The organism is Nonomuraea sp. NPDC049655 (assembly GCF_044465465.1).
Classification (GTDB): domain Bacteria; phylum Actinomycetota; class Actinomycetes; order Streptosporangiales; family Streptosporangiaceae; genus Nonomuraea.
In genome coordinates, this window is sequence record NZ_JBITLS010000010.1 from 132,563 (window position 1) to 157,399 (window position 24,837).

26 protein-coding genes and 1 tRNA gene are annotated in these 24,837 nt (G+C 73.0%); 11 read left to right on the forward strand and 16 right to left on the reverse strand.

Annotated elements, in window-relative coordinates; all coding sequences use genetic code 11:
* The first annotated feature begins 1 nt into the window (after position 1).
* Together ACIBQ6_RS30285 and ACIBQ6_RS30290 are read left to right on the forward strand one after the other, a co-directional pair.
* Positions 2-349, forward strand: a complete 348-nt coding sequence (locus ACIBQ6_RS30285; protein WP_358285677.1) for a hypothetical protein — start codon at positions 2-4, stop codon at positions 347-349.
* Positions 346-1,827, forward strand: coding sequence for a multicopper oxidase family protein (locus ACIBQ6_RS30290; protein WP_358285675.1), 1,482 nt, complete (start codon positions 346-348; stop codon positions 1,825-1,827). Before ACIBQ6_RS30285 ends, ACIBQ6_RS30290 begins: the two co-directional genes overlap by 4 nt.
* A gap of 24 nt (positions 1,828-1,851) precedes the next feature.
* On the opposite strand, the gene ACIBQ6_RS30295 is transcribed toward ACIBQ6_RS30290, so the two are convergent.
* The 3 genes from ACIBQ6_RS30295 to ACIBQ6_RS30305 all read right to left on the reverse strand — a co-directional run bounded on the left by ACIBQ6_RS30295 (position 1,852) and on the right by ACIBQ6_RS30305 (position 4,351).
* A complete protein-coding gene (locus ACIBQ6_RS30295) occupies positions 1,852-2,772 on the reverse strand; it encodes an NAD-dependent epimerase/dehydratase family protein (RefSeq protein ID WP_397216022.1) in 921 nt (306 codons plus the stop codon).
* On the reverse strand, positions 2,769-3,362 hold the full coding sequence (locus ACIBQ6_RS30300) for a dihydrofolate reductase family protein (RefSeq protein WP_358285670.1): 594 nt from the start codon (positions 3,360-3,362) through the stop codon (positions 2,769-2,771). Before ACIBQ6_RS30300 ends, ACIBQ6_RS30295 begins: the two co-directional genes overlap by 4 nt.
* A 203-nt stretch (positions 3,363-3,565) precedes the next feature.
* Positions 3,566-4,351, reverse strand: a complete 786-nt coding sequence (locus ACIBQ6_RS30305; protein WP_397216024.1) for a helix-turn-helix domain-containing protein — start codon at positions 4,349-4,351, stop codon at positions 3,566-3,568.
* Positions 4,352-4,429: 78 nt separating this feature from the next.
* Between ACIBQ6_RS30305 and ACIBQ6_RS30310 the strand changes: the two genes are divergently transcribed.
* The 3 genes from ACIBQ6_RS30310 to ACIBQ6_RS30320 all read left to right on the forward strand — a co-directional run bounded on the left by ACIBQ6_RS30310 (position 4,430) and on the right by ACIBQ6_RS30320 (position 5,867).
* On the forward strand, positions 4,430-4,819 hold the full coding sequence (locus ACIBQ6_RS30310; RefSeq protein WP_358285666.1) for a nuclear transport factor 2 family protein: 390 nt from the start codon (positions 4,430-4,432) through the stop codon (positions 4,817-4,819).
* Between the two features lie 167 nt (positions 4,820-4,986).
* Entirely contained in the window at positions 4,987-5,736 is a 750-nt protein-coding gene (locus ACIBQ6_RS30315) for a Clp protease N-terminal domain-containing protein (protein ID WP_397216026.1), read from the forward strand.
* Positions 5,733-5,867, forward strand: a complete 135-nt coding sequence (locus ACIBQ6_RS30320) for a hypothetical protein (RefSeq protein ID WP_397216028.1) — start codon at positions 5,733-5,735, stop codon at positions 5,865-5,867. The genes ACIBQ6_RS30315 and ACIBQ6_RS30320 overlap by 4 nt, the downstream gene beginning before the upstream one ends.
* A 10-nt stretch (positions 5,868-5,877) precedes the next feature.
* Here the strand turns inward: ACIBQ6_RS30320 and ACIBQ6_RS30325 are convergent, their stop codons facing one another.
* From ACIBQ6_RS30325 to ACIBQ6_RS30335, 3 genes are read right to left on the reverse strand one after another with little or no spacing between them, the layout of a single operon-like run.
* Complete coding sequence (locus tag ACIBQ6_RS30325) at positions 5,878-6,549, reverse strand: hypothetical protein (RefSeq protein WP_358285659.1); 672 nt, start codon at positions 6,547-6,549, stop codon at positions 5,878-5,880.
* 6 nt (positions 6,550-6,555) lie between these two features.
* Positions 6,556-7,443 (reverse strand): hypothetical protein, encoded by an 888-nt coding sequence (locus ACIBQ6_RS30330; protein ID WP_397216030.1) that lies wholly within the window; start codon positions 7,441-7,443, stop codon positions 6,556-6,558.
* Complete coding sequence (locus ACIBQ6_RS30335; RefSeq protein WP_358285653.1) at positions 7,434-7,748, reverse strand: hypothetical protein; 315 nt, start codon at positions 7,746-7,748, stop codon at positions 7,434-7,436. The genes ACIBQ6_RS30330 and ACIBQ6_RS30335 overlap by 10 nt, the downstream gene beginning before the upstream one ends.
* Positions 7,749-7,809: 61 nt before the next feature.
* Here ACIBQ6_RS30335 and ACIBQ6_RS30340 point away from each other — a divergent pair, with 61 nt between their 5' ends.
* A complete protein-coding gene (locus tag ACIBQ6_RS30340) occupies positions 7,810-8,223 on the forward strand; it encodes a YbaB/EbfC family nucleoid-associated protein (protein ID WP_358285651.1) in 414 nt (137 codons plus the stop codon).
* Between the two features lie 10 nt (positions 8,224-8,233).
* Positions 8,234-8,614, forward strand: a complete 381-nt coding sequence (locus ACIBQ6_RS30345) for a YbaB/EbfC family nucleoid-associated protein (protein WP_358285649.1) — start codon at positions 8,234-8,236, stop codon at positions 8,612-8,614.
* A 19-nt stretch (positions 8,615-8,633) separates the two neighbouring features.
* On the opposite strand, the gene ACIBQ6_RS30350 is transcribed toward ACIBQ6_RS30345, so the two are convergent.
* The 4 genes from ACIBQ6_RS30350 to ACIBQ6_RS30365 are packed head-to-tail and all read right to left on the reverse strand — an operon-like array spanning position 8,634 to position 13,439.
* Complete coding sequence (locus ACIBQ6_RS30350; RefSeq protein WP_397216033.1) at positions 8,634-10,694, reverse strand: iron ABC transporter permease; 2,061 nt, start codon at positions 10,692-10,694, stop codon at positions 8,634-8,636.
* Complete coding sequence (locus tag ACIBQ6_RS30355; RefSeq protein WP_397216035.1) at positions 10,691-11,662, reverse strand: ABC transporter substrate-binding protein; 972 nt, start codon at positions 11,660-11,662, stop codon at positions 10,691-10,693. The genes ACIBQ6_RS30350 and ACIBQ6_RS30355 overlap by 4 nt, the downstream gene beginning before the upstream one ends.
* 9 nt (positions 11,663-11,671) lie before the next feature.
* Positions 11,672-12,535: an ABC transporter ATP-binding protein gene (locus ACIBQ6_RS30360; protein WP_397216037.1), complete on the reverse strand. Its 864-nt coding sequence runs from the start codon at positions 12,533-12,535 to the stop codon at positions 11,672-11,674.
* Between the two features lie 7 nt (positions 12,536-12,542).
* On the reverse strand, positions 12,543-13,439 hold the full coding sequence (locus ACIBQ6_RS30365) for a siderophore-interacting protein (RefSeq protein WP_397216039.1): 897 nt from the start codon (positions 13,437-13,439) through the stop codon (positions 12,543-12,545).
* Positions 13,440-13,653: 214 nt separating this feature from the next.
* Here ACIBQ6_RS30365 and ACIBQ6_RS30370 point away from each other — a divergent pair, with 214 nt between their 5' ends.
* Positions 13,654-14,481: a MarR family winged helix-turn-helix transcriptional regulator gene (locus ACIBQ6_RS30370; RefSeq protein WP_397216041.1), complete on the forward strand. Its 828-nt coding sequence runs from the start codon at positions 13,654-13,656 to the stop codon at positions 14,479-14,481.
* A gap of 191 nt (positions 14,482-14,672) precedes the next feature.
* Here the strand turns inward: ACIBQ6_RS30370 and ACIBQ6_RS30375 are convergent, their stop codons facing one another.
* A complete protein-coding gene (locus ACIBQ6_RS30375) occupies positions 14,673-15,875 on the reverse strand; it encodes an alpha/beta hydrolase family protein (protein WP_397216043.1) in 1,203 nt (400 codons plus the stop codon).
* 146 nt (positions 15,876-16,021) lie between these two features.
* Positions 16,022-16,867 carry an SDR family NAD(P)-dependent oxidoreductase gene (locus ACIBQ6_RS30380; protein WP_397216045.1) on the reverse strand — a complete coding sequence of 282 codons (846 nt, stop codon included), beginning with the start codon at positions 16,865-16,867 and terminating at the stop codon, positions 16,022-16,024.
* 124 nt (positions 16,868-16,991) lie between these two features.
* Between ACIBQ6_RS30380 and ACIBQ6_RS30385 the strand changes: the two genes are divergently transcribed.
* A complete protein-coding gene (locus ACIBQ6_RS30385; RefSeq protein WP_397216338.1) occupies positions 16,992-17,954 on the forward strand; it encodes an RNA polymerase sigma-70 factor in 963 nt (320 codons plus the stop codon).
* 69 nt (positions 17,955-18,023) lie between these two features.
* Here ACIBQ6_RS30385 and ACIBQ6_RS30390 read toward each other — a convergent pair whose 3' ends face one another.
* Entirely contained in the window at positions 18,024-18,953 is a 930-nt protein-coding gene (locus tag ACIBQ6_RS30390) for a carbohydrate binding domain-containing protein (protein WP_397216047.1), read from the reverse strand.
* 148 nt (positions 18,954-19,101) lie between these two features.
* Positions 19,102-19,857 carry a hypothetical protein gene (locus tag ACIBQ6_RS30395; protein ID WP_397216049.1) on the reverse strand — a complete coding sequence of 252 codons (756 nt, stop codon included), beginning with the start codon at positions 19,855-19,857 and terminating at the stop codon, positions 19,102-19,104.
* Between the two features lie 107 nt (positions 19,858-19,964).
* Between ACIBQ6_RS30395 and ACIBQ6_RS30400 the strand changes: the two genes are divergently transcribed.
* Together ACIBQ6_RS30400 and ACIBQ6_RS30405 are read left to right on the forward strand one after the other, a co-directional pair.
* On the forward strand, positions 19,965-21,140 hold the full coding sequence (locus tag ACIBQ6_RS30400; protein ID WP_397216051.1) for a sensor histidine kinase: 1,176 nt from the start codon (positions 19,965-19,967) through the stop codon (positions 21,138-21,140).
* Positions 21,137-21,853 carry a response regulator gene (locus tag ACIBQ6_RS30405; RefSeq protein WP_397216053.1) on the forward strand — a complete coding sequence of 239 codons (717 nt, stop codon included), beginning with the start codon at positions 21,137-21,139 and terminating at the stop codon, positions 21,851-21,853. Before ACIBQ6_RS30400 ends, ACIBQ6_RS30405 begins: the two co-directional genes overlap by 4 nt.
* Here ACIBQ6_RS30405 and ACIBQ6_RS30410 read toward each other — a convergent pair.
* Positions 21,818-22,942: an alpha/beta hydrolase family protein gene (locus ACIBQ6_RS30410; RefSeq protein ID WP_397216055.1), complete on the reverse strand. Its 1,125-nt coding sequence runs from the start codon at positions 22,940-22,942 to the stop codon at positions 21,818-21,820. The two genes, ACIBQ6_RS30405 and ACIBQ6_RS30410, sit on opposite strands and share 36 nt — an antisense overlap.
* 1,434 nt (positions 22,943-24,376) lie before the next feature.
* Positions 24,377-24,448: transfer RNA gene (locus ACIBQ6_RS30415), tRNA-Val, on the reverse strand.
* Between the last annotated feature and the right edge of the window lie 389 nt (positions 24,449-24,837).

Below are 24,837 nucleotides of genomic sequence, written 5' to 3' on the forward strand. Positions count from 1 at the left end.
CATGTTCCTGCGTATCGCGCTCGCCGCGCAGACCGTCGCCCTGCTGCTGCAGGCCGTCACCGCCGGGCTGCTGCTCAGCTCGCCGGGCGGCCGGGCCGCCCACAGCGCCACGGCGCTGGCCGTCGCGGCCACCGTGCTGCTGTACCTGGTCGCCGCGGTGATGACCAAGCAGCGGGCGGCCATCCTGGCCGCCGTCGGCATGCTGGTGGCGACGCTGGTCCAGATGGCGCTGGGCATGGCGCACGTGAAGGGCGTGCACGTGCCGCTCGGCGTGCTGATGTTCGGCGGCAGCATGGTGCAGACCGCGCGGGTCTGGTCCGCCGGCCGCCTCCGGACGACGTCGGCATGACCGGCATGACCGGCATGACCAGGCGGCAGGCGCTGCGGCTGCTCGGCGTGGGCGCGGCGCTGGGCGTCTCGGGCGTCTCGGGCTGCTCGCTGCTGACCCGCACGCCGCTGCCCCAGCTGATGACCAGCCAGGCGCCGCTGCCCGCGCCGTACGCCGTGCCGCTCCCGCGGCCCGCCGTGGCCAGACCGGCCAGGACGGACGCGGGCGCCGACTACTACGAACTCCTCCAGCGCCCGGCCGAGGTGGAGATCCTGCCGGGCCTGCGCACCCCGGTCTGGGGGTACGACGGGCAGTTCCCCGGCCCCACCATCCGGGCGCGCTCCGGCCGCCGGACCGTCGTGCGCGTCGGCAACCGCCTGCCCGCTCCGACGGTCACCCACCTGCACGGCGGGCACACCCCGCCCGAGTCCGACGGCTTCCCCACCGACCTGGTCCAGCCGGGCGCGCACCGCGACCACGTCTTCCCGCTGGAGCAGCGCGCGGCCACGCTGTGGTACCACGACCACCGCATGGACCACACCGGGCCGCAGGTCTGGCGCGGACTGGCCGGCTTCTTCATCGTGGACGACGACGAGCAGGACCGGCTGCCGCTCCCCTCCGGCGATCGGGACGTGCCGCTGCTGATCTGCGACCGCGCCTTCCAGGCCGACGGGACGATGCCCTACCCCGGCAGGCAGGACGGCCCCGGCGCCCGCGAGGCGTTCATGGGCGGCGTGCTGGGGGACGTCATCCTGGTCAACGGCGCGCCCTGGCCGCGGCTCGGCGTGGACCGCGCCCGCCACCGGCTGCGGCTGCTCAACGCCTCCAACGCCCGCACGTACGAGCTGGCCCTGTCGCCCGGCGGCACCCTGACCCAGATCGGCAGCGACGGCGGCCTGCTGGCGGCGCCGCGTCCGCTCCAGCGCATACGGCTGGCGCCCGGGGAACGCGCGGACGTGATCGTGGACTTCGCCGCCTACCGGGTCGGCGACCACGTCGAGCTGCGCAACCTGCTCGGGGAAGGGCCGCAGGCCCGGGTGATGCGGTTCACCGTCGAGCGCGACGCCCGCGACGACTCGGCGATCCCCAAGGTCCTGTCCACCGTCGAACGCCTCGACCCCGCCGCGGCCGCGGTGACCCGCGACTTCGAGTTCAGCAGCGGCGACCTGCGCGGCCACACCGGCTGGCTGATCAACGGCAAGCCCTTCGACGTGCGCCGCGTCGATGCCCGGCCCAAGCTCGGCCAGGTCGAGATCTGGCGGGTGACCAGCGACGTCGCCCACCCCGTGCACCTGCACCTGGCGCCCTTCCAGGTGCTCTCGGTCGGCGGCGAACGGCCGGACGGCCCGCCGGAGTGGAAGGACACCGTCGAGCTGCGGGAGGCGCAGACCGTGGAGATCATCACCCGCTTCACCGGCTACCGAGGCCGGTACGTCCTGCACTGCCACAACCTCGAACACGAGGACATGGCCATGATGAGCACCTTCGAGGTGGTCTGACCCCGGGCTGCTCGCCCGGTCGCGCTAGCGGGGGTCGCGGGCGCGCCAGGCGACGTAGTCGGCGACCGCCGCGGCCAGGTCGAAGGCCGGCTCGAAGCCGGTGTCGCGGGTGAGCCGGGCGATGTCGAGGCAGGGGTCGTCCCCGTCAGTGCCGGATCGTCCGGGCAGGAGGCCGGGCCGGGAGCCGGGGACGGCCGCCCGTACGGCGTCGGCGAGGTCGCGGTTGGTGAACGGCCGGCCGCTGGAGACGTTGTAGACGGTGTGCGGCAGGGCTCGCGCGGTCATCAGCAGGGCGATCGCGCGCCCGGCGTCGGGCGCGTAGCAGGTGTCGCCGCCGTCGCCGGCGTGCAGCGGCGGCGGCCGCTCGCCCCGCAGGGCGGCGCCGACGTACGGCGGGATGTGGTTGAACGGCGACTCCGGGTCCATGAGCGGCCCCCACACGCTGCCGATCCTGAGCACGACCGGCTGGACCCCGCTGCCCTGGAGGCCGTGCGTGGTCAGGGGCTCGGCGGCCTTCTTGAGGGCGACGATCGGGTGCGGCAGGTCCGCGGCGGGCAGCGGCAGCTCCTCGTGCCACCGGGTCTCCGGCCGCCCGGCGTAGACGCCCAGGCTGCTCGCGACGGCGAACCTGCGCACGCCCCTGGTCCGCGCCACCTCCAGCGCGTTGAGCAGGCCGGTGGTGTCCGCGCGGAAGAAGTCCACCGGGTCCGCGCCGGGGATGCCGCCGGCCAGGTGGACGATGTCGCCGACGTCGTGGCGGGCGGCCAGGGCCAGGAAGGCGTCCCGGTCGGTGACGTCCAGCGGCTCCACGGCGACCCGGCCGGCCAGGAACGAGGGGACCTCGGTCCGGCGGTGCGCGGTGACGACGACCCGGCGTCCGAGGTCGGCGAGCGCGCGGGCGGTGTGCGCGCCGATCATGCCGAGCCCTCCGGTGACGAGGATCATCGGGCCACCTCGTAGCGCAGGTGGGTCACGCCCGGCGCGGGCACGGCCTCGACCAGGCGCAGGCGTACGTGCTCCGGCAGCTCACCGAAGAACGGCCGGCCGCCGCCGAGCAGGACGGGCACCTGGTGCAGGACGACCTCGTCGACCAGGCCCGCCCGCAGCGCCTCGGTGACCACGCCGCCGCCCATGAGGCCGACGTCCTTGCCGCCGGCGGCCTCGCGGGCGGCGGCGATCGCGTCGTGGACGCCGGTGGTGACCAGCGTCTGGCGGCCGGTGATCTCCGGCGCCGGGCGGTGGCTGAGGACGATCAGCCGGACGCCCGGGTGGGGGCTGCCGCCGCCGAAGTGGTCGGAGTCGTCGTAGGTGCGGCGTCCGGCGACGATCGCGCCGACGCGGGCGGCCAGGGCGTCGAAGAGCCGGGCGCTGGGCGCGCTCAGCTTGAACCCGTCGAAGACCTGGCTGGGGGTGTCGCCGTCGAAGTACCAGTCGAACAGCATGGACGCGTCGCCGAGGCCGCGCCCGGCGCCGGGGTCGCGGCCGGTGATGAAGCCGTCGACCGACACCGCGTGGGCGCAGATGACCTTGCTCATCGGAGTGTTCCCTTCCGGAGTGCTCAGGCTTCGAGGCCCCTTTTCCCCGAGAGGATCCGAAGGGGGCACGAAGTCGCCGTCGCCGGAAAGTCTCCGCCGCGCCGCCGTCCGACCGGCAGATGCGGAAGTGGACGATCGGCGATGACGTTCGTCATCGCCGATCGGGGGCGCCCGGTCCGTACCGGGAGAACCCGCCCACGCGGTCACTCCCCCGCCAGCACCTCCGCGCCGAACTTCACGAAATAGGCGGCGGTCTCGGCGTCGGCCGGGTAGTACGACTCGATCGAGATCTCGTCCAGCGTGATGTCCATCGGGGTGCCGAACGTGGTGGTGGTCGAGAACAGCCGCAGTTCGGCGTCGCCGAACCGGAAGATCATCGGGACGGTGACCTCCGACCCGGCCGACCGGCCCGCCTCCTCGAAGCCCGGCGCGAGCAGCTCCTCGTAGATCGCCTGCAGCTCGGCGTCGGGGGCGACGGCGAGCTGGCGTGAGATCCTGGCCCGGAGCACCGCGCGCACCTCGGGCAGGTTGACGATCCGGGGCGCGAGCCCGCCGCGCTCCAGCCCCAGCCGGACGATGTTGACCGGCGCGCGCAGCAGGTCGGGCGCGACGTCCACGAGGAACGGGTCGATGGCCCGGTTGCTCATCACGATGTTCCACCGGCGGTCGAGGACGACCGCCGGGTACGGCTCGTGGGCGCGCAGCACCCGCGCGATCGCCTCCCCGGCCGTCGACAGCGCGTCCCCGGTGAGCGGCCGCTCGGCGTACCGCGGGGCGAAGCCGGCGGCGAGCAGCAGCCGGTTGCGCTCCCGCAGCGGTACGTCCAGCCGGCCGGCCAGCCGCAGGATCATCTCGGCGCTCGGGTTGGACTTACCGGTCTCCACCAGGCTCACGTGCCGGGCCGAGACGCCGGCGGCGAGCGCGAGATCGAGCTGGCTGAGCCGCCGGCGGTGCCGCCATTGCCGCAACATGTCCCCGACAGTCCGCATGGCCGCCGAGACTACTGGACGTCCGCCATGAAATCCCCTTTCATCGACATCCCCGGCAGGGCCGTCCAGAGTGTCCCCATGACGAACGACAACAAGGCCATCGTGCAGCGCGCGCTGACGGAACTGATCGGGACGGGCGACGTCGACGCGCTCGCGCCCCTGCTGAGCGACGACTTCCGCCACCACCGGCCCGGTTCGGCGGCCTCGACCAAGACGGAATGGCTCGGCGCCGTGCGTGCCGCGCTCGTCCCGCTGGCCGGCATGCGGGTGGAGATCGACCACGTGCTGGCCGACGGCGACCACGTCGTGATGCACTCGCGCCGCCAGGCGCCGGACGGCGGCCCGGAGATCGTGGTCGTGGACATCTGGCGCCTGGACGGCGGCCGCATCGCCGAGGCGTGGGAGATCATCGAACCGGTGTCCCAGGCCGCCGCCAACCTGACCTGGTGGGATCCGCCCGTCCGCTGACGTGCGCCTCGTACCGGCCGGTCAGCCGGTACGGCGGAGGGCGCGGCGCACGGCCAGGCCGCCGAGGGCAATTTCCGTGGGGGCATAAAGCCTGTAACACCTAACCCCTATGGGTGTATAGGTAGAAGGTAACCCGCCGATACCCCCAAGGCTGGAAAGGCGTCGCCATGCCGAAGATCAACGTGTACCTTCCCGACGAGCTGGCCGAGGCGGTCAAGGCCGCCGGCGTCCCGGTGTCGGCGATCTGCCAGCGCGCGCTGGAGCAGGCGGTGCGCAGGATCACCGCCATCCGCCAGACCGCCCTCGGCGAACTGGACGCCGGCGACCTGGCCGAACGGCTGCCGCGCTTCACCGACCGCGCCCGCACGGTCGTCAAGCTGGCCATCGACCGGGCCCGCGCCGACGCGGCGCCGGCCGTCGGCACCGGGCACCTGCTGGCCGGGATGCTGGCCGAGGGGCAGAACCTGGCGCTGCACGTGCTCAGAGCCGTCGACCTCGACCCCGCCCAGGTCCAGCGCGACCTGGACCGGCGGCCGGCCGTCGAGGAAGGCGGGGCCGGCGGGAACTCGGCGGTGCACTTCAGCGACGCCGCCGCCGGCGCCCTCGAACTGACGGTCACCGAGGCGACCGCGATGGGCCACAACTACGTCGGCTGCGAACACCTGCTGCTGGGGCTGATCACCGAGCCCGACGGCACCGCCGGCCAGGTCCTGCGGGCGCTGGGCGCCGAGTCCCGCCTGGTCCGCCGGGCCGTGACGGCGGCCCTGGCCGGCTACGTGCACCTGCGCGCCCAGACGTCGGCCGCCGGCGATCCGGCGCAGGCGCTGGCCGTGGCGGTGCGGCAGCAGTTGCAGCCGCTCATCGAGCGCATCGAACGGCTGGAGCAGAACCTGGGCTCCGCGTCCGAGCCGCGGTGACCAGGGCCGTGGACACGCCGGCGCGCCGACGGCGAGCCCCGTCACGCCTCGCCCGCACCCTGATCAGCTGCGCGGCCGTCGCCGTCTTCTGGCTGCTGATCCTGCCGCCGCTCCTCCTCGACGGCCGCTGAGGCGTGCGCGCTAGCCCTGGAGCCGCATGAGCTGCCACTGCGCGAACGAACTGACCTCCTCGTCCTTCACCCTGGCGGCGAGCCGCAGCAACGCCGCGTCGTCCTCGGCCATGCGCGTCGCGATCGCCGCGGCGAACAGCCGGGCCACCGGGTCGTCGCCCTCCAGCGCGGCGACGACCTCGCCCGGGTCGGGGTCCTCGGTGTCGGCGGCGACCAGCCCGGCCGCGAGCCGTCCGACCTCGGGGTCGGCCAGCCGGGACAGCCCCGCCATGAGCTGTTCGGTCGAGGCCATCGCCAGGAAGTGCAGGACCTTCCACCGGATGGCGGTGTCGGACGTCCGGCTCAGGGCGAGGGTCTGGGCGATGACGCCGGCGTGCCGCTCGTCCGCGGCGAGCAGCACGAACTCGACGGCGAAGAACCGCACCTGGGTCCGCGGGTGGGCCAGCAGGGCGGGGACCTCGTCCAGCAGCGGCTCGGCCGGCTCGCCCAGCTCCGACAGCAGCCAGGCGCCGGTCTGCACGGCGTCGTCGTCGCCGCTGCGCAGCAGGACGCGCAGGTTCTCGACGGGATAGCCGTCGAACAGCTCGTTGAGCAGGTCGTTGGCGGCCTGGCCGCGGGCCTCGTCGTCGGCGGGGCGGGCGAGGATGCGCGCCATCAGGTCGTCGCCCGTCTGTGTCTGCATGTGGTGCTATTTCCCCTCGTTGGCCTTGCGCTCAAGGTCGCTCAGGAGCTTCTGCTCCTGCTCCAGCCGGGCGGCGTGCCCGGAGTCCTTGCCGAGCCGGGCCTCGTTCATCTTCCGCGTGAGGATGCTGTCCTTGACCTCGGCCGCCGCCTGCCTGGCCTGCTCCGGTGTCATCTTGCTGACGTCGTTGCTGTTGGGCAACCTGCCGTGCATCCGCTGCGCGGCGTTGTCGAAGCTCGCCGAGGCGTTCGGGTCGTAGCCGCCGCCCTTCCCGCCCTTGCCTCCGCCGCCGCCCCCGCCGCGCCTGCGCCGGATCTGGAGAATGCCGTCGCGGGCGTGCGGCCGCTTCTCCATCTCCTTCATGATGCGGCGCATGGTCTCGGTCACCCGGCCGCTCAGCACCGGGGCCAGCCCCCTGGCGGTGCCCTCGGCGCCTTCGAGCGCCACCTTGCCCACGGCGTGGCGGGTCATCTGCATGCGGGCGAGGGCGATCATGCCGCCCGCGGCGCCGCCGAACAGCAGCGCCTGGGTGGCGGCGGTCAGTCCGTACGCGGCCTGCGTGCCCACGGCCAGCTTGACCGCGCTGACCACGTTCGCGGTGCCGTCGAGGACGGCCGGCGCGACCTTCGCCGCCGAGGCGGCCTGGGAGATGTGGCCGCCGCCGTCGCCGACCTGGTTCCAGTGGCCGGCCAGCTGCGTGGCCGAGTCGCCCTGGTAGGACTGCCCCGCGTTGCGGACCGACTCGTCGGCCGCGGCGCCCTGGGCCGACGACGCGGCCAGGACGACCCGCCAGTCGTCGGCCTCAAGACGCCACTCGTCCTCGTTGTCGTTCGGCCAGGGGAAACCGATGAGGTTGAGGAAGCCCGCCACGTGCGGGTCGAGTGTCACCGCCATGCGGGGCTCTCGAAGCTCTCGACGGTGGCGCTCTCCGCCGCCCGGGTGTTCCTCGCCACCATGCGCAGCCCCTCGCCGGTCTCGGCGATCTGCCCGCCGATCCCCGTCAGCGCGTCGAGCGAGGTCTGCAGGCATTCGTTGTAGGTGGCGATGATGGTGGCGAACAGCCCCTCGCCGCCGAAGGTCCGGGCGCCGCTCCCCCGCTGCCGCAGCCGCGTGACCGCGGCGTCGTAGTTCGCCCCATGGTCGGTGACGTACGCGCCGTCACGACCCACCGCCCCCGCGGCGATCTCAAATCCCGTCATGCCCAGAAAGCATATCCAGTCAATTCCGGCACAGAGGTTTACCTCTACACTGAACGTTCACGTGACTGACTGTCGGGGGTTCGACATGCGTTCACCAGCTCCTGAGGACGACGCCGAGTACCTGCACGAGTACGTCGCCCAGAGCCGCCGCGCCATCCGGGCGCTGCACGACGCGCGGGCGTCCATCGGCCGCGTGGAGGGCCGCGCGGAGAGCGACGACGGGCTGGTCGAGGCGTTCGCCGACGGCAACGGCGTCCCCACCCGCCTGCGCATCGACCCGCGGGCGCTGCGCCTGGACGAGGCCGCGCTCGGCAGGAAGACCGCCGAGGTGCTGCGGGCCGCGCAGGACGACGCCGCACGGCAGGCGCGGGAGATCGCCGACGGGGTGCGGGACGCCACCGCCGCCGTCCCCGCGCCGTTGGACGAGACCTTCGTGCGCGCGCGGGTCGAGCAGGCACTCAACGACCTTTACTAGGAGGCGAAGCGTGTTCGGGCCGGAGATCGACCCCGCCAACATCAGCGAACGCGAGCTCGACGAGGCCGCCCGCCGGGGCGAGCGCATGCTGGCCTGGCTGGAGTCGGCGCAGGAGGACTTGCGGGCCGTCATCGGCACCGGCGAAGGGCCGTCGGGCCGCGTGCGGGTGACCGTCGACGCCGACGGACGCGTCCTCGACGTCCGCTACGACCAGCGCGCCCTGCGGCTGGGCGGCCACGACCTGGCCGAGGAGACGCTCGCGGCGGTACGGGCGGCCGCCGCCGACGTCCAGCGGCGCACCCACGACCTCATGCGCGAGGCCGTCCCCGGCTACGACCCCGACCGGACGCAGGCCGAGCTGGAACGGCTGCTCGGCGCCGAGTGGGCGTGAACCCGCACGCCTGGGAACCTCACTGTGCGGCGGCCCGGCCCCCGGCGCGCGAACGCCAGAGCAGCCACACGAAGTACGGCGTGCCGAGCAGCGAGGTGACCAGCCCGGCCGGCACCTGGGCGGGCGCGATCACGGTACGGCCCAGCGTGTCGGCCAGGCTCACCAGCACCGCCCCGAGAAGCGCCGCCGCGGGCAGGAGCCGCACATGCCTGCCGCCGACCAGCGCGCGGGCCGCGTGCGGGGCGACGAGCCCGACGAACCCCACCACGCCGACGGCCGAGACCGCGGTGGAGGTGACGAGCACGGCGCCGCCCAGCGCGAGCAGCCGCACGGGTTCCAGCGGCACCCCGAGCACCCGGGGCGTGTCCTCGTCGAGCGCCAGCAGGTCGAGGTCGCGCCGCAGCCACAGAGCGAGCGGGAGGAAGAGCGCGAGCGCCACGGCGACCGGCAGGAGCTGGGCCGGAACCCGCCCGTAGGTGGAACCGGAGAGCCAGGTGAGCGCCTTGGCGGTGTTCCACGGGTCGGACCTCACGATGATCAGCACGGTGACCGCGTTGAACAGCGCGTGCGCGCCGATGCCCATGAGCACGAGCCGGTCGGAGCTGAGCCCGCCGCGCCAGGCCAGCAGATGGACCAGGGCGAAGGCGGCGAGCGCGCCGACCCCGGCCGCGCCGGACACCACGGCGATCCCGGCCATGGGCACGAGCGTGAGCGTCGCGACGGCCGCCGCGCCGGCGCCCGCGGTGATGCCGAGCACGCCCGGCTCGGCCAGCGGGTTGCGGGAGACGGCCTGGAAAACTGCGCCGGAGACGGCGAGCGCCGCACCGGCCAGGACCGCCGCCGCGACGCGCGGCCAGCGCTGGTCGAGCACGTACGTCAGCGCCCTGCCGGTCCTGCCCCGCAGCCAGTTGGCGACGTCGCCGAGCAGCAACCAGGTGTCGCCGCCGAGCAGGCCCAGCACGACGGCGACGACCAGCAGCGCCGTACCGGACAGCAGGATCACCGCGAAGGCGGCGCGGCCGCGGTCGGCGGTGCGGACGGTCGGCGGCCGCCGGGCCGGACCGGCGTCGCGGTGCCGGCGGGCCAGCCACATGAGCACGCCCGCGCCCAGCATCGCGGTCACCACGCCCGGCGGCACGTCCACCCCGGCCTGCGCGCCGAGCACGAAGCGCAGCGCGACGTCGGCGGCGAGCAGGACGACCACGCCGGCCAGCGCCGAGAGCGGCACCAGGACGCGATGCCGGCCCAGCTCGGGCAGCCGCCGGGCCAGCAGGCGGACGACGACCGGCGCGCACAGCCCCACGAAGCCGACGGGCCCGGCCACGGTCACCGCGGCGGCCGAGAGCAGGACGGCGAGCACGACGACGGTCAGCCGCAACCGCCGGACGTCGACGCCCAGCACCGAGGCGGTGTCGTCGCCCAGGCCGAGGATGTCGAGGCGGGAGCCGAGGGCGACGGCCGCCCCGACCGCCACCACGATCACCGGGGCCATCTGGGTGACGCCACCGAGGTCGCTCTGCACGAGCGAGCCGCTGCCCCAGGCGAACAGGCCGGTGTTCTCCTCCTGGAAGAGGATCATGAGCAGGGTGGTCGCCGACTGCAGGGCCAGCGCGGTCGCGGAGCCGGCCAGGATCAGCCGAGTGGTGCCGGTCCTGCCGCCCGCCGACAGGGCGAGCACCAGAGCGGCCGCGGCCAGGCCGCCGAGGAAGGACAGGCCGCCGGACAGGAAGGCCGGCAGGCTCAGCCCGAAGGTGGCGGCCAGCACGACCGCCAGGTACGCGCCGTTGCTGACGGCGAGGGTGTCGGGCGAGGCCAGCGGGTTGCGCGCGACCGACTGCAGCAGCGCGCCCGCCGCGCCGAGCGCGACGCCGACGCAGACCGCCGCCAGCAGCCGCGGCAGCCGGGAGGCGACCAGCACGTTCATCGCCTGCTCGTCGAGGGCGAACAGGTCGGTGTCGGAGGTGCCCTGCGTCAGGTGCAGCGCGGCGAGGGCCGCGATGACGGCCAGGGCCACCAGGAAGGTCCCCGCGACGCCGAGCCTGCGCAGCGGCGTCGCGGGGGCCTCGACTGCGGTGATCACCCGGCGTAGGCCTTCACCAGGGCGTCGGCGTACTGCCGGCACGACAGGGGGCCGCCGAAGGTCCAGATGCCGTCGGGCAGTTTGGTGATCTGGTTCCGCTTGACGAAGCTCAGCGACTTCCACAGGGAGTTGCCCGCCAGGCCGGCGAAGACGTCCACGCCGTCGGAGGCGTTGTAGAAGAAGCGCAGGTTCTCGTCCTTGACCGCGGTCATGCCCTCGACGTCGGTGCTGCCGAGGCCCCACTGCTCGTCGACCTGGCCGGTCCAGGCGTTGGTGAGGCCGAGCCGCTCGGCCACGTCGGAGACCAGGGCGCCCTTGCCGAACGGGCGGATGGAGATCTTGCTGCCGTCCTTCCAGCCGTCGGCCATCATGAACTTCTGCCCGGCCGAGCCGGAGGCGGCGATCCTGGCCCTGCCGTCGGCCATGGCGGCGTCGAAGTCGGCCATCACCTTGGTCGCCTGCTCCGTCCTGCCGACGGCGGCGGCGAGCAGGGTGAGGTCGTCGCGCATGCGGGTGAGGTTCGCGGCGGCGTCGCTGCCCTTGGCGACGATGACCGGGGCGATCTTCTCCAGCTGGCCGATGAGGGCGGAGTCGTCGGACTCCATGACGACGAGGTCCGGCTGGAGGGCGGCGATGGAGTCGACGCTGGGCTCCTGGCGGGTGCCGACGTCCTTGACGGAGGCGTCGAGCGGGGCCGCGGTGACCCAGGTGCCGTAGCCCTTGACGTCGGCCGCGCCGACCGGCTGGACCCCGAGTGCCACCAGCATCTCGACCTCCCCCCATTCCAGGCCGACGACGCGGGTCGCGGGCCTGTCGAGGGTGACCCGCTTGCCCCGGGCGTCGGTCACGGTGATCGGGGCCGCGGCGCCCGCCGACGGCTCCCGGGCCGCGGGGGCGGCGGGGGGCTCCGTCGTGCCGCAGGCGGTCAGCAGCAACATGGCGGCCATGACCGCCGGGAGGGAACGCATGGGGATCTTTCAGCCTTTCATCGCCAGGTGGCGGCCCAGCGGCCTGGTGCGGACCAGTCCGGTGAGCGGATCGATCGTGGCCTCGACGCGGATGCCGTAGGCCTCGGTGAGCAGGTCTTCGGTGAGCACCTCAGGCGGCGCGCCGTCGGCCCGGACCCGGCCGCCCTGGAGCAGCACGACCCGGTCGGCGATCTCGGCGGCCTGGTTGAGGTCGTGCAGGACGACGCCGACGGCCACACCGTGCCGGTCGGCCAGGTCGCGCACGAGTTCGAGCAGCTCGACCTGGTAGCGCAGGTCGAGGAAGGTGGTGGGCTCGTCGAGCAGGAGCACGCCGGCGTCCTGGGCCAGGCAGGTGGCCAGCCACACGCGCTGCATCTCGCCGCCGGACAGTTCGTCGACGGCGCGTCCGGCCATGGCGCGCACGCCGGTCAGCTCCATGGCGCGCTCGATCGCCGCCTCGCCGCCGGGGTCGCCCGCGCGCCAGCGGCCGCGGTGGGGGTGGCGGCCGTAGCCGACCACGTCCTTGACGCGCACGCCGGTCGGGGTGGGACGGCTCTGCGCCAGCAGCGTCACCCGGCGGGCGAAGTCGCGGGCGGACAGGGCCAGGGCGTCGGCGCCGCCGGCCAGCCGGACCTCGCCGGAGTCGGGGCGGTGCAGCCGGGCCAGGGCGCGCAGCAGGGTGGACTTGCCGCTGCCGTTCGGGCCGACCAGGGCGGTGACGGCGCCGGTGACCAGGCTGATGCAGGCGCCGTCGACGACGGGACGACCCGCGTAGCCGAGACACAGGTCAGTGCCGGTGAGCGCGGGGCCGGTGAGCGGCGGGCCGGAGCGGTCCGGGCCGGAGCGGTCCGGGAGAAGGGGGGCGGTCGTCATGGCGGGCTCACGCGTCCTCGGAGCGGCCCTGACGCCAGTAGCCCATGAAGGCCACGGCCTTGCGGTCCATGCCGCGCTCGGAGACCAGGTGACGGCGCAGCCGCTTGATCACGGCCGCCTCGCCGGCCAGCCAGGCGTAGCAGGGGCCGTCGCCGGTCTCGGGGATCTCCCAGAGGATCTCGGCGTCGACGTCGATCTCCTCGGGCTCGGCGCCTGCCGCGCCCGCCGGAAGGAGCCTGGCGGCGGCCTCCGCGACGGCGGGCTCCAGGCGGGCGCCCCAGGGAGCGTCGCCGCGGGCGAGCCAGGTGACCCGCACGCCCGGCGCGCCGGCGACCGGAAGGAAGTCCTCCTCGTGCGGCACCTCCAGCAGGGCCTCGCCGGTGACATGGGCGGGCAGCCGCTCCAGGATGCCGACGATCGCCGGGACGGCGGTCTCGTCACCGGCGAGCAGCACGGTGCCGAAGCCGGCGGGCGGCCGGAACTCCAGACCGCCGTGGAAGCCGTCGTAGAGGCCGTTCGGGCCGAAGATCGCCGCCGTCGAGCCCGGCTCGCAGGCGGCGATCCAGCGGGCGGCCGGCCCGGCGGGCCCGGCGCAGTCGTCGTGCAGGACGACGTCGATGTCGACCTCGGCCGCCTCGGGGCGGACCGCGCGGACGGTGTAGGTGCGCAGCGGGTTGCGCTCGTCGCCCTGGGCGTACCACTGCTTGAACCAGTCGGCTCCGCGCGGGAAGCGCGTGACGCCCGCGCCGGGGGTCGGCAGGACCAGCTTGACGCGCTGGTCGTACCCGTTGTCCGCGAACTCGTGCAGGTCATCCCCGGTGAAGGTGACGCGGAGGAACGACGGGCTCAGCCGCCGCAGGCCCCGAACCCGGACGTCGAAGGCACGAAAAGGATCAACCACCACAGAGCTCCTCCTTAGTTAGGTTAGGCTAACCTACATTGAATCCTCCTATCGGGAAACCCGCTCCGAGAGCCATCGCCTTTACAACGTAGATCACAATCACGGCGGAAAATTATCGGCCGGAGTTGTCGGATCCGGGCCGCGTCGTTCGTAGCCAGGGTGAACAGTCGCCACGAGGGGCTGTCACGACCAGCACGAACGAGGGAGACGCCGACCGATGCAGCACCACCCGCAGGCCAGGATCCACCGCATGTCCGAGCTCATCGAGCCGATCGCCACCGCCACCTTCTCCGAGGTGGCGAACGAGGCGTTCCTGGCCGTCGGCATGCGCAACTACTGGGACGGCTACTTCGCCGGCCGCGCCGCCCCGCTGGGCCTGGCACCGGCCGAGGTGGTCCACGCGGTCTTCTACAACTTCGCCGACGGCGAGGTGGCCCGCCACATCCCCTGGGTGTGGGGAAAGATCACCCCGCAGGAGGCGATCACCGTGCGCGAACAGGGCAGCACCGCCGCCCTGCGGCAGCGGATCGGAGAGCTCGCCGGCTCGCCCGGACTGGCGCGGGCCGCCGACCTCGCCACCCGGGCGGCGCTCAGCGCGCCGACCGAGGGCCGGCCCCTGTACGCCGGGCTGCGGGCGCTCGACGTGCCCGAGGAGCCGGTCGCCAGGCTCTGGCACGCGGCGACGCTGCTGCGGGAGCACCGCGGGGACGGCCACAACGCCGCCCTTGTCGCCCACGGCATCGGCGGCACCGAGGCCCACGTCCTCATGGCCGTCTCCCTCGGCATGCGGGCGGAGGAGTTCGGCCGGATCCACCACCTGCCCAAGGCCCGGCTGACCGCCGTGGTCGACGGGCTGCGCGACCGCGGCCTCGTGGACGCCGCCGGCGGGTTCACCGACGCCGGCCGCGAGACCAAGCAGCGGATCGAGGCGCTCACCGACGAACTGGCCGCGCCGGCGTACGACGTGCTCAGCACGGACGAGCTCGACGAGCTGGCCGCGGAGCTCGAACCGATCGCCGCCGCGGCATCGGCCTCCGACCACTGAAAGGACGCGGCCATGACCGCCCCCCGAGCCCCTCGTGATCCACGTCGAGGAGGCGACCCGGCCGACGTCGGTGCGCTGGACCGTCGTCGACTGCCCCTTCCTGCCCGACTGGGTCGGCACCCGGGGGCGGGAGCCCGTTCGGCAGCCCCGCGGACAGGTCGCGCCGGCGAGCACAGGCGGCCGGCCCGGCCTCAGGGGTTCTGGAAGGCCACTTCCGGGTTGGCGGCGGACGGGCCGTCCAGCAGGGGATGCTGCTCGCCGCGGAGGTGCCGGCCGAAGAAGGCGCCGACGTACGACGTGGTGATCTCCCCTGACCGCTCGCCCGACAGGGGCGCGGCAGGGTCGACGATCCCCGCCTGGGCGCCCAGGATGGGCAGGTCGATGAAGGTGAAGTGGCCGGAGTCGGCCACGGTGAGCCAGCGCTTCCAGCCGTCCAGGCGGGGCCAGTCCCGGGTCCAGGTGGTGTCGGCGGCGCCGGGTGAGTGCTGGACCTTGGTGCCGAGCATGAGGAACGGCCGCCCGCCGAGGCCGGAGACCGCGACCGGGGCGAAGAACGAGCCGTCCAGGTTCACCCCGGCGCGGACCCGCCGGTCGGCGGCCATGACACCGGCCGCGGCGTTGCCGCCGAGCGAGTGGCCCGCGGCGCCGATCCGGCGCGGGTCGATCATCTGCCAGTGCCGCCAGGCGGGCGCGGACCGTGCGGGACGGGTCAGCCGGTCGATCACGAAGGACAGGTCGGCCGCCCGGTTGACCGCGGCCTTGGCCATCAGCTCCTTCTCCGCCTCGTCGGAGGGGGCGCTCTCCACCGTCTCGCACGCGACGCAGGTCAGGGTACGGCCGCCGGGGAAGGTCGTGCCGAACGACTCGTAGGCGTGATCGACGAGGGCGACGACGTACCCCTTGGAGGCGAGGTCCTCGGCGAGCGTGGTCAGGGTGGCCCGGTTGAGGGTGAACCCCGGGGAGAGCACCACCAAGGGGTGCCGGCCGCCGACGGGACGGGCGTTCAGGTGCGCGTTGGTGCTGACGTCGGCGAGTTGCCCGGGCTTGAAGACGGCGTCGAGCCGCTGCCCCTTGAGGAGCAGCCGGGCCTCGTCGACGGTCATGTACGGCGCGGCGCTCCCGCCGGTGCGCGCCGGGAAGTACACCGAGACCATCAGCTCGCGTGCGGCTTCCGGCATCCACGGGTCGCGGCGGTCGGCGTCGACGAGATGCAGGGTGTCGCGGCCCACTTCGTACTGGCCGGTGGGGTGCGGGATCGCGACGCGCACGTCGGAGGTGCCCGCGGTGGAGCCGACGGAGGCGGCAGCGGCGGGCGCCGCCGCCGCGGCCGTCGCCGGGAGTGCCAGGGTCAGGGCGAGGAGGAGGGGGGCGGGGTTACGGCGAGTTCTGATCATGCACAGAACTGTAGAAATGACGCCACCACCCCCCACATGCCCGAAAGACAGGCTCGGACCCTTACTTTTGTCAGGGGGCAAGACCGATGTTCTTGTCAGGCGTCAGGACCGATGTTCTTGTCAGGGGTCAGGACCGAGCAGGCCGGTCAGCCGGCTCGGAGCGGGCCGTGCGCCTCGATCGACAGGTCCTGCCAGTCGGCCCAGGTCTGGAGCCGGTCGGCGTAGGCCTGCTGGATCAGCGGGTGGAAGCCCTTGCCGAACAGCACCCGCATGGGCGGGTTGGCGGAGTCGACGAGCTTCAGGAGCGCCTGCGCCGCGGCGGCCGGGTCCCCCGCGGGCATCTTTCCCGCCATCGCACCGAGGCGCTCGCGGAGACCGTCGTAGGCCGGGTCGGTCGTGGCCATGTGGCCGTTGGCGAGCGGGTCGGGGTTATTGCCGTTCCGGGTGGCGAAGCCGCCGGGCTCGACGATGGTCACCTTGACGCCGAACTCGGCGACCTCGCCGGCGAGCGCCTCGTTCAGCCCCTCCAGGGCCCACTTGGAGGCGTGGTAGGCGCCGCCGAGCGGCATGGCGATGACCCCGGCGGCCGAGGACAGCTGGATGATGTGCCCCGAGCGCTGCTCGCGCAGGTACGGCAGCGCGGCCTGGACCACCCACACCGCGCCGAACAGGTTGGTCTCCAGCTGGTCGCGCAGGTCCTGCTCGGTCAGCTCCTCGACCGCGCCGACCTGGGCGTAACCGGCGTTGTTCACGATGACGTCGAGCCGGCCGAAGTGCTCCTTCGCTCGCCGCACGCTCTCGAAGACCGCGGCCCTGTCGGTCACGTCCATCTCCAGCGGGAGCACCGCGTCGCCGTGGACGTCGACCAGCTCCTTCAGGCTGGCGGTGCTCCGGGCGGTGGCGGCGACCCGGTCACCGCGCGACAGGGCGGCCGCCACGAAGTGGCGGCCCAGGCCGCGGGACGAGCCGGTGACGAACCAGACCTTCTGCATGCTGCGCTCCTTTCAGCTGTTACACCCCCTGGACGAGACAGCCCCGCACGGATGTGAGCTCGGGCGAGTGTGACCTGCAACACTTTGTCGCCTTTGTCCAGCCATGGTGGTACCAATGGTCGGCGTGACCCGCACCGAGGAGTTCCAGGAGCTACGACCGCTGCTGTTCGCGATCGCCTACCGGATCCTGGGCAGTGTGAGCGAAGCCGAGGACGCCGTCCAGGAGACCTGGCTGCGCTACGAGGGCGCCGCATCCCAGCCCGACTCGCCCAAGGCCTTCCTGTCGGCGACGGTGACCCGGATCTCGATCGACGTGCTGCGCTCGGCCCGCGTCCGGCGCGAGGCCTACGTCGGGCCGTGGTTCCCCGAACCGCTGCTGACCGACCCCTACCAGGACCCGGAGCGGTCGGCGGAGCTGGCCGACTCGGTGTCGATGGCGGCGCTGATCCTGCTGGAGCGGCTGAGCCCGCTGGAGCGCGCGGTCTTCGTGCTGCGCGAGGTGTTCGCCTTCAGCCACCGGGAGATCGCCTCCGCCGTGGAGCGGTCGGAGGCGGCCTGCCGCCAGCTCGCGGTGCAGGCGCGCCGCCACATGGACGCGGGCCGCCCCCGCTTCCAGGCCGATCGCCGGTCCCGGGACCTGCTTGCCGGGCGGTTCTTCGGCGCGCTCAGGGAGGGGGACGTCGAAGGGCTGCGGGAACTGCTGGCCGCCGACGTCCGGCTGGTCAACGACGGCGGCGGCAAGATCGGCGGCACGCTGCCCGTCCTCGGCCTCGCGAAGGTGGCGCGCGTGCTGTCCGCCGCCGTCGCGCCGTTCGCCCGGATCGGCGCGGTGCTGGAGGCGCACGAGGTGAACGGCCAGCCGGGCGCGATCATCCGCGACCGCGACGGCCGGATCGTCAGCATCTGGACGCTCGACATCCTGGACGGACGCATCCAGACCATCCGCTCGATCGTCAACCCCGACAAGCTCCGGCACCTCGGCCCCGTCGCCGACGCCCACGCGGTCATCCGCGAGAAGAAGCAGCGGGCACGCGCGGCGGCGCAGGGCGGTGTGCCGGTCACCGGCGTGCCGGACGAGCCTCGGTGACCGGCGGCCCCACCGGCGCAGCGGTCCGCCGGGCTCGCGCCAGGACGGCCGGACCGCTGCGCCGGCGTTCTAGTCGGTGAGCAGGATGTCGTCCAGGCACAGCGTGTACGGCGCGTCCGCACCGCCCACCTGGAACAACACCTGGGCCTCCTGGTCCGAGGTCTTGGCGGTGTTCTGGTAGGAGTAGGTCCTGGACCCGGTGCCCACCTCGGGGTAGCCGTCCACGATCGCGGCGGGCTTCGAGCCGCTGTCCTGGACCACCGACCTGATCTTCACCGGCCGCGTCGCCGACGCCTTGAAGCTCAGCCGGTACGTCTTCCCGGCCTCCACGGCGATGCCGCTCTGCCCGACCATCGAGGCCCACACGTTGTCACCGCCCGCGGGGACCTGGGCGCACAGGCGCCCGCCCGTCACCTTGAGCGGCGTGTTCTTGGACGCCCACCAGCCCTTGACCCCGTTGTCCAGCGAACCGTTCACCACGCTCTGGTGCACGGGCACGAGGGAGACATTGTCCAGGCACAACGTGTACGGCGCGTCCGCACCGCCCACCTGGAACAACACCTGAGCCTCCGAGTCCGACACCTTGGCCGTGGCCGCGTAGGTGAACTTCTTGGAGCTGCCGCCGACCTCGGGGTAGCCGTCCACGATCGCGGCGGGCTTCGTGCCGCCGCCCTGGACCAGCGACCTGATCCTCGTCGTCTTCGTGGCGGTCGCCTCGAAGCTCAACTGGTAGGTCTGGCCGCCCCGGACCTCGATGCCGCTCTGCCCCACCATCGCGGCCCACACGTTGTCACCCCCCGCGGGCACCTGGGCGCACAGGCGCCCGCCCGTCACCTTGATCGGCGTGTTCTTGGACGCCCACCAGCCCTTGACCCCGTTGTCCAGCGAACCGTTCACCACGGCGTCGCCGGCGGGCGCGGCGGCGTACGCGGGTGTGGCCGCCGCGGCCATCGCCACGAAGGCGCCCGCGGCGATGAGACGCATCGGAAAAGAATTCATGATCGTGGATCTTAGGGGGGCGACATCAGCGTCAACCTAGAGCCAACTCCCGGTCATTTGGATGGGCCAAATCGCCGCGAGCGGCCGTCTCGGCCTGGCGCTCGGGCGGACGCCACCGGCACGTCAGTGCCGCCGGGAGCATCGTGCGTCATCGGGTGCTGCGGAAGCTCCGGGCCCAGCGGCGAAGCTCGGTGGCGGCCTCGTCCCGGGTGAGGGGACCGCGTTCCAGGTGTACCTCCTGGAGATGCCGGATCGCGGCCCCCACCATCGGGGAGGGCGGGAGGCCGAGCAGCCGCATCACCGTCCTGCCGTCGAGCACGACGGGGACGTCGTCACGCCTGGCGTACCTGTCACGTTCGGCGGCGGCGCGGGCGTCGGCCTCCTCCCTGGCGCGGCATGCGGCCTCCCACGCGTCGTAACCGGGGGCGTCCAGGGCCGCCCGGCGCCACCCCTCCATGTCGCGTTCCCGCCCGAGGCCGACCGCGTCGAACAGGTCCGCCGCACCTGCTCTGACCGCTCCGAGGCGCGCGAGCACGGCGTTGATCGGCCAGTCGTCGCGCAGCGGTCCGGCCTGGATCGAGGCGTGCTCGGGCCCCCAGCTGCGACGGCCGTTCTCCCACAGGGCGGCGGCCTGGCTGCCGCTGCCACCCCAGAAGTCCGCTTCCACGTAGGCGACATGGCCGCCGCGGGACCAGTCCTTCAGCCTTCCGGCGAGCCCCGGGGACATGAGCGTGAACGGCCCGCTCTCCTGCCGCGCGCCGGCCGGCTCGCCGAAGATCTCGTCGGTCACCGGCAGCAGCCCCAGGCGTTGCCCGAGAGGCGCCACCACAGCCCGTGGCACTTCACCCGACAGGGAGCGGAGACGGTCGAACTCACCGACGACACCGTGGAGCACGTACGACATGCCCGCACCCTAGATCCCGCAGCGGAACACCATCCACCGAGGAGCGGCGCCAGCTTCATGATCCACATCACGCCCGCCGCCGAGGCCGGCCCGTCTAGGGTGGGCGCATGGCCGAACGGCGTCCCTTGATCGCGCGCAGGCTGCGGCCGGGACACTGGGTCGCCCTCGACGTGTTCGCGGCCGTCCCCCTAGCCGCCGGGTTCTCGGTGCCGGCAGTGCTGGCGCCCGGGTCCGCGGGGGTGCCGCCCTTCGTGGCCGTGCCGGTGATCGCGCTGGCCTGCCTGCCGACGGCGGTGCGGCGCCGGTGGCCCGTGCCGGTGTGCGCGGCGGTCCTGCTGGCGGCGGTGATCGCGCCGTTCGCCGGGTGGCAGGAGGCGTTCGTGCCCTTGGCCGTCGCCCTGCACGCGGTGGCGCTGCTGCAGGCGCGCCGGACGGCGGTGACGGCGCTGGTGGCCGCGCTGACGGTGACCGCCGCCGGCGCCGCGATCGGCGCCCCCTCCTGGACGGAGGCGGCCTCGGCGTGCGGATTCGCCTGGCTGCTGCTCGCTCTGGCGTGGACGATCGGACTCGCCGTACGGGAGCAGCGCGCGTACGCCGCGCAGGCCGTCGCACGGTCGGCGCAGGCCGCGGCGACGGCGGAACGGCTGCGGGTGGCTCGTGAGGTGCACGACGTCGTCGCCCACAGCATGGGCCTGATCTCCATGCGGGCCGGCATCGCCAACCACGTCGCCGCCACGCACCCCGAGGAGGCCGGGGAGGCGTTGTCGATCATCGAGCAGACCAGCCGGAAGGCGCTCACGGACTTGCGCCGCCTTCTGGGCCTGCTCCGCGACCTCCCGGAAGATCGGGACGACGGCGCGCCGCGCATGATGGACACGCTGCGCGAGCTGGTCGCGGCGATCCCGGACGGTGACGTGCGGGTGGAGCTCGACGTCGAGCCCGGCCTCGCGCTCGGCGGCGAGGCGGCCCTGGTCGTCCATCGCCTCGTGCAGGAGTCGCTGACGAACGTGCTCAGACACGCCGGCCCGGCCCGGTGCCGGGTGACCGTCGTCACCCGGGCGCGGCGCGAAGTGGTGGTCGAGATCGTCGACGACGGCCGCGGGGGTGCGCCGCGTACGGGAGGACACGGGCTGGCCGGGCTGGAAGAGCGGGTGACCCTGCACGGCGGGACGTTCTCGGCCGGGCCGGAGCCCGGCGGCGGCTTCGCCGTCCGCGCGAGACTGCCCTTGCCGAGCGGATCCGGGTCCGGGTCCGGGTCCGGGTCCGGGGAGGACGACAGGTGAGCACGTTCACGGTACTGATCGCCGACGACCAGGCGTTGCTGCGCGCGGGCCTGCGCAGGCTGATCGACACCGCCCCCGGCCTGACCACCGCCGGCGAGGCCGGCACCGGGCAGCAGGCCGTGGAACTGGCCCGCGACCTGCGGCCCGACCTGGTGCTCATGGACGTCCGCATGCCCGGCCTCGACGGGATCAGGGCCACCGAGCTGATCCGGGCCGACCCGGCGACCGCCGGGACACGGGTGCTGATGCTGACCACGTTCGATCTCGACGAGTACGTCTACGGGGCATTGCGCGCCGGAGCCAGCGGATTCCTGCTCAAGGACACCGGCCCCGGCGACCTGCTGGCGGCGCTGCGCATCGTCGGGGAGGGGCAGGCGCTGCTGGCCCCGTCGGTCACCACGCGGCTCATCGCGGAGTTCGCCCGGCGCGAGCCCGCCGCGATCCCGGCCCGGCTGGCGGCGGGGCTGGCCCAGGTGTCCGGACGGGAGCGCGAGGTGCTGGTGCTGGTGGCCCGGGGGCTGACCAACCCGCGGATCGCCGAGCGGCTCGGCATCGGGGAGGCGACGGTCAAGACCCATGTCCGCAGCCTGCTGGCCAAGCTCGCCGCGCACGACCGGGCGCAGCTCGTCATCGCCGCCTACGAGGGCGGCGTGGTCACGGCCGGCGGGCGGGCGCCGTCAGCGGCGGTAGGAGACCTCGGGGAAGGCGGCTGACGGGCCCCGCAGCAACGCCTGCGGACGGCCGCGCAACGCCTGCTCGAAGAAGGCCAGCGGGTAGGCGCGCTGGAAGGCCAGCGCCCGCTCGGCCGAGATCGTGCCGACGACCTCCTCCAGCTGCTCCTTCCGCAGCCCCAGCGGCCCGGCCGACATGGGGATAAGCAGGACGTCGTCGCCGAAGGAGTTGTGCGCCGCCCCCTTGAGCGTCACGTTGAGCCGCCATCCCCGCAACCCGTCCCAGAAGGCACGCAGTGTCGGATTGGTGGCCATGCCGCCCTTCCCGTCGGTGTCGACGACCATGTACGGCCGGTCGAGGCCGGACTTCGCCACCTTGCCGAAGACGGCGCCGTCCAGGCCGAGCCCGGCCTTGATCCGCGGGTCGGCGTACATGGCGGAGGAGGTGGCCGCGCCGCCGAGCGAATGCCCGAACATCCCGATCCGCGCGAGGTCGAAGACCGGCTTCCCGGCACGGCCGGGCACCTTCTCCTCCAGGGCAGGCAAGCTGTCCAGAACGAAACGCACGTCGGCCACCCGGACGTCGACCGCCTTGGCGAAATCGGTCACCTCGGCCCCCGTCTCCACCCGGCCGCCGGGGAACTCCACCACCGCCGCGTCATGGGGGTGATCGACGGTGACCACCGCGTATCCCCGGCTGGCCAGCTCCTCGACGACGCCGGTCCCGTACGCGCGCGAGGCGTTGGCGCCCGGCGAGTACAGGACGACCGGCAGCTCGCCCAGGCTCGTGTCGGCGGGCGCGCCCTCGTGGCCGTCGGTCCTGTCCAGCAGCACCGAGCCCGGCTCCAGGTCGTTCATCTTCAGGTACCGGTCCGCCGCCGCCCTCGGCATCCAGGGGGCGACCGGATGGGCCTGCGCGTCCCGGGCCGGATACCACAGGCTGACCATCAGCTCCCGCCTCCTGCCGGAGCCGTTCCAGGGATCCGGGCGGGACCGATCCACCAGGTGGACCGAGACGGTGCCCACCGGATGCGGGCCCGTCGGCTTCGGGACGGTCAGGCGCTGCGGCGGGGTGGACCCGCAGCCGGCCAGCGTGAGAGCCAGGACGGTGATGATGAGTGCACGTTTCACCCCCTTCACGCTGCCAACCGCGCACGCCCGCCGCCTCTGGCGCAAGAAGGACCCCCGGCTCAACCCAGGAGGGTAGAGCCCGACGAAGCTCGTCTTCAGGGATGACGCCCTGCCGGCTCCCGGCGGGGCGGGGCTGTGCGGCAGCCACTTCATGGCGCTCGCGCCCGTCGCCGCCCGCAGGTCGCGGTGGACACCGCGGACAGTCGTGCCGGCATGGACGGCCGGCTCCTCGACGGTGAGCGGACGGTCAAGGTTCTCCAGGGCACAGTGCAGCCGAGCACGATCCCGTCGTCGCTCACCTCGACGTCGCGTTCCACGAACAGAGCCAGGCCCGGCCACCCAGCAGCTCAAGGCCGGATCACCATCCACGGCGAGAAGCCGACGATTGAGATCCAAGCGGGACTGTTCCCGGATCGGCCCCTCAAAATGAGAGAAGGGGTTTCGATGATCTAAAAACCCCTCCATCTGCACCTTACGAGCGGGCGATCCCGTAATCGAACCAGCGACCTCTTCCCTGTGAAGGAACGCAGGCCAGTCTGAACACGTCGATGTGAGTCGATCGGGGCGCCTCTCACCTGGCAGAACGTCCCAGGAAGACGTGGCAAGCCTGCTGGAATCGAAGGGCGATGGCTCCCCCAATTGGCTCCCGCGGCTCCTCTCCGCTATGGAGATAGTCCCTATGTTCACTCTCACCATCGATGGTCTGGAACCGCACGATTCTCGGCTGCCAGCGGGATGGACCGATCGGCGTTCTCTCACACATATCGTCGTTCGGCCGGTCCCTCCATGTGCACTGCGTCGCCGACCGACATTCCTTCAGGAACTCCCTGCCAAGCTCAGACGGACGACCCCGCCCTGCGGAGCCGACCCGTAGGCGCCAGGAGTGACACAGTTCCAGTGGGGACGACCCCCGCGCGTGCGGGGCCGACGGCTCCAGGTCGGTGACCTCGCCACCGCCGCCCGGACGATCCACGCGCGTGCGGGGCCGACGTGCCGAGCACCGCCAGGCCGCTGACGCTCATCGGACGATCCCCGCGTGCGGGGCCGACTGCTCGACCGCCAGGAACGCGGCGTGAACGTTCGGACGATCCCCGCGCGTGCGGGGCCGACGGGCTGGTGTGGCTCGGCATCAGGGACGCCTCGGGACGATCCCCGCGCGGGGATGTTCCCGACTCGGGTTGGACATTGCCGAGCAGCGCGGTGTCGGCCCCGCGGACGCGGGGATCTTCTCTCCACAGTGGCCGCCCTGGTCAGGCCGTACGCGTAGGCCCCGCGGACGCGGGGATGTTTCCCCGGCGGACATGGAGGAGGGCTGAGAAGCCGACGGGTTGAGCATCCGAGTGGGATGGCTCTCCGCTGGCTCCCGTCGACCCTCGGACATGAGAGAAGGGGCTTCGGACGATCTCCGAAACCCCTTCACCTGCGACTTACGAGTGGGCGATACTGGGATCGAACCAGTGACCTCTTCGGTGTGAACGAAGCGCTCTCCCGCTGAGCTAATCGCCCGCCCTGTCGGCGCCTTGCGGTGCTGACGGGGAAAACCATACCGCACTCTCGGGGTGGTGGCGAAACGGAGCGGTCGCGGGGCGATCTTCGGGAGCTCCTGGCGCGAGGGATTCGAGCGAAAGGCGGCGGTTGCCCATCGGCGTGGTGGGTCGGTGTCATACCATCGACGTGTCCCGGAAGACACCGATCGCGATCTTTTCGGTAGAAACGTTCTTGGTCGAGCCTGTCGGGGCAGGCTCTACAACAGCAAAACCCTCGCAAATACGACCCGATTGATGCCGTTTAGCCAGGTAGATGCCCAAATGTCCAGCTGTGATGTGCGTTACAGAAGGCCCTTGAGGCGGAATCTTTCCTACAGGTTTCTTCGTTCCGCGTCATAGCTCAGGACG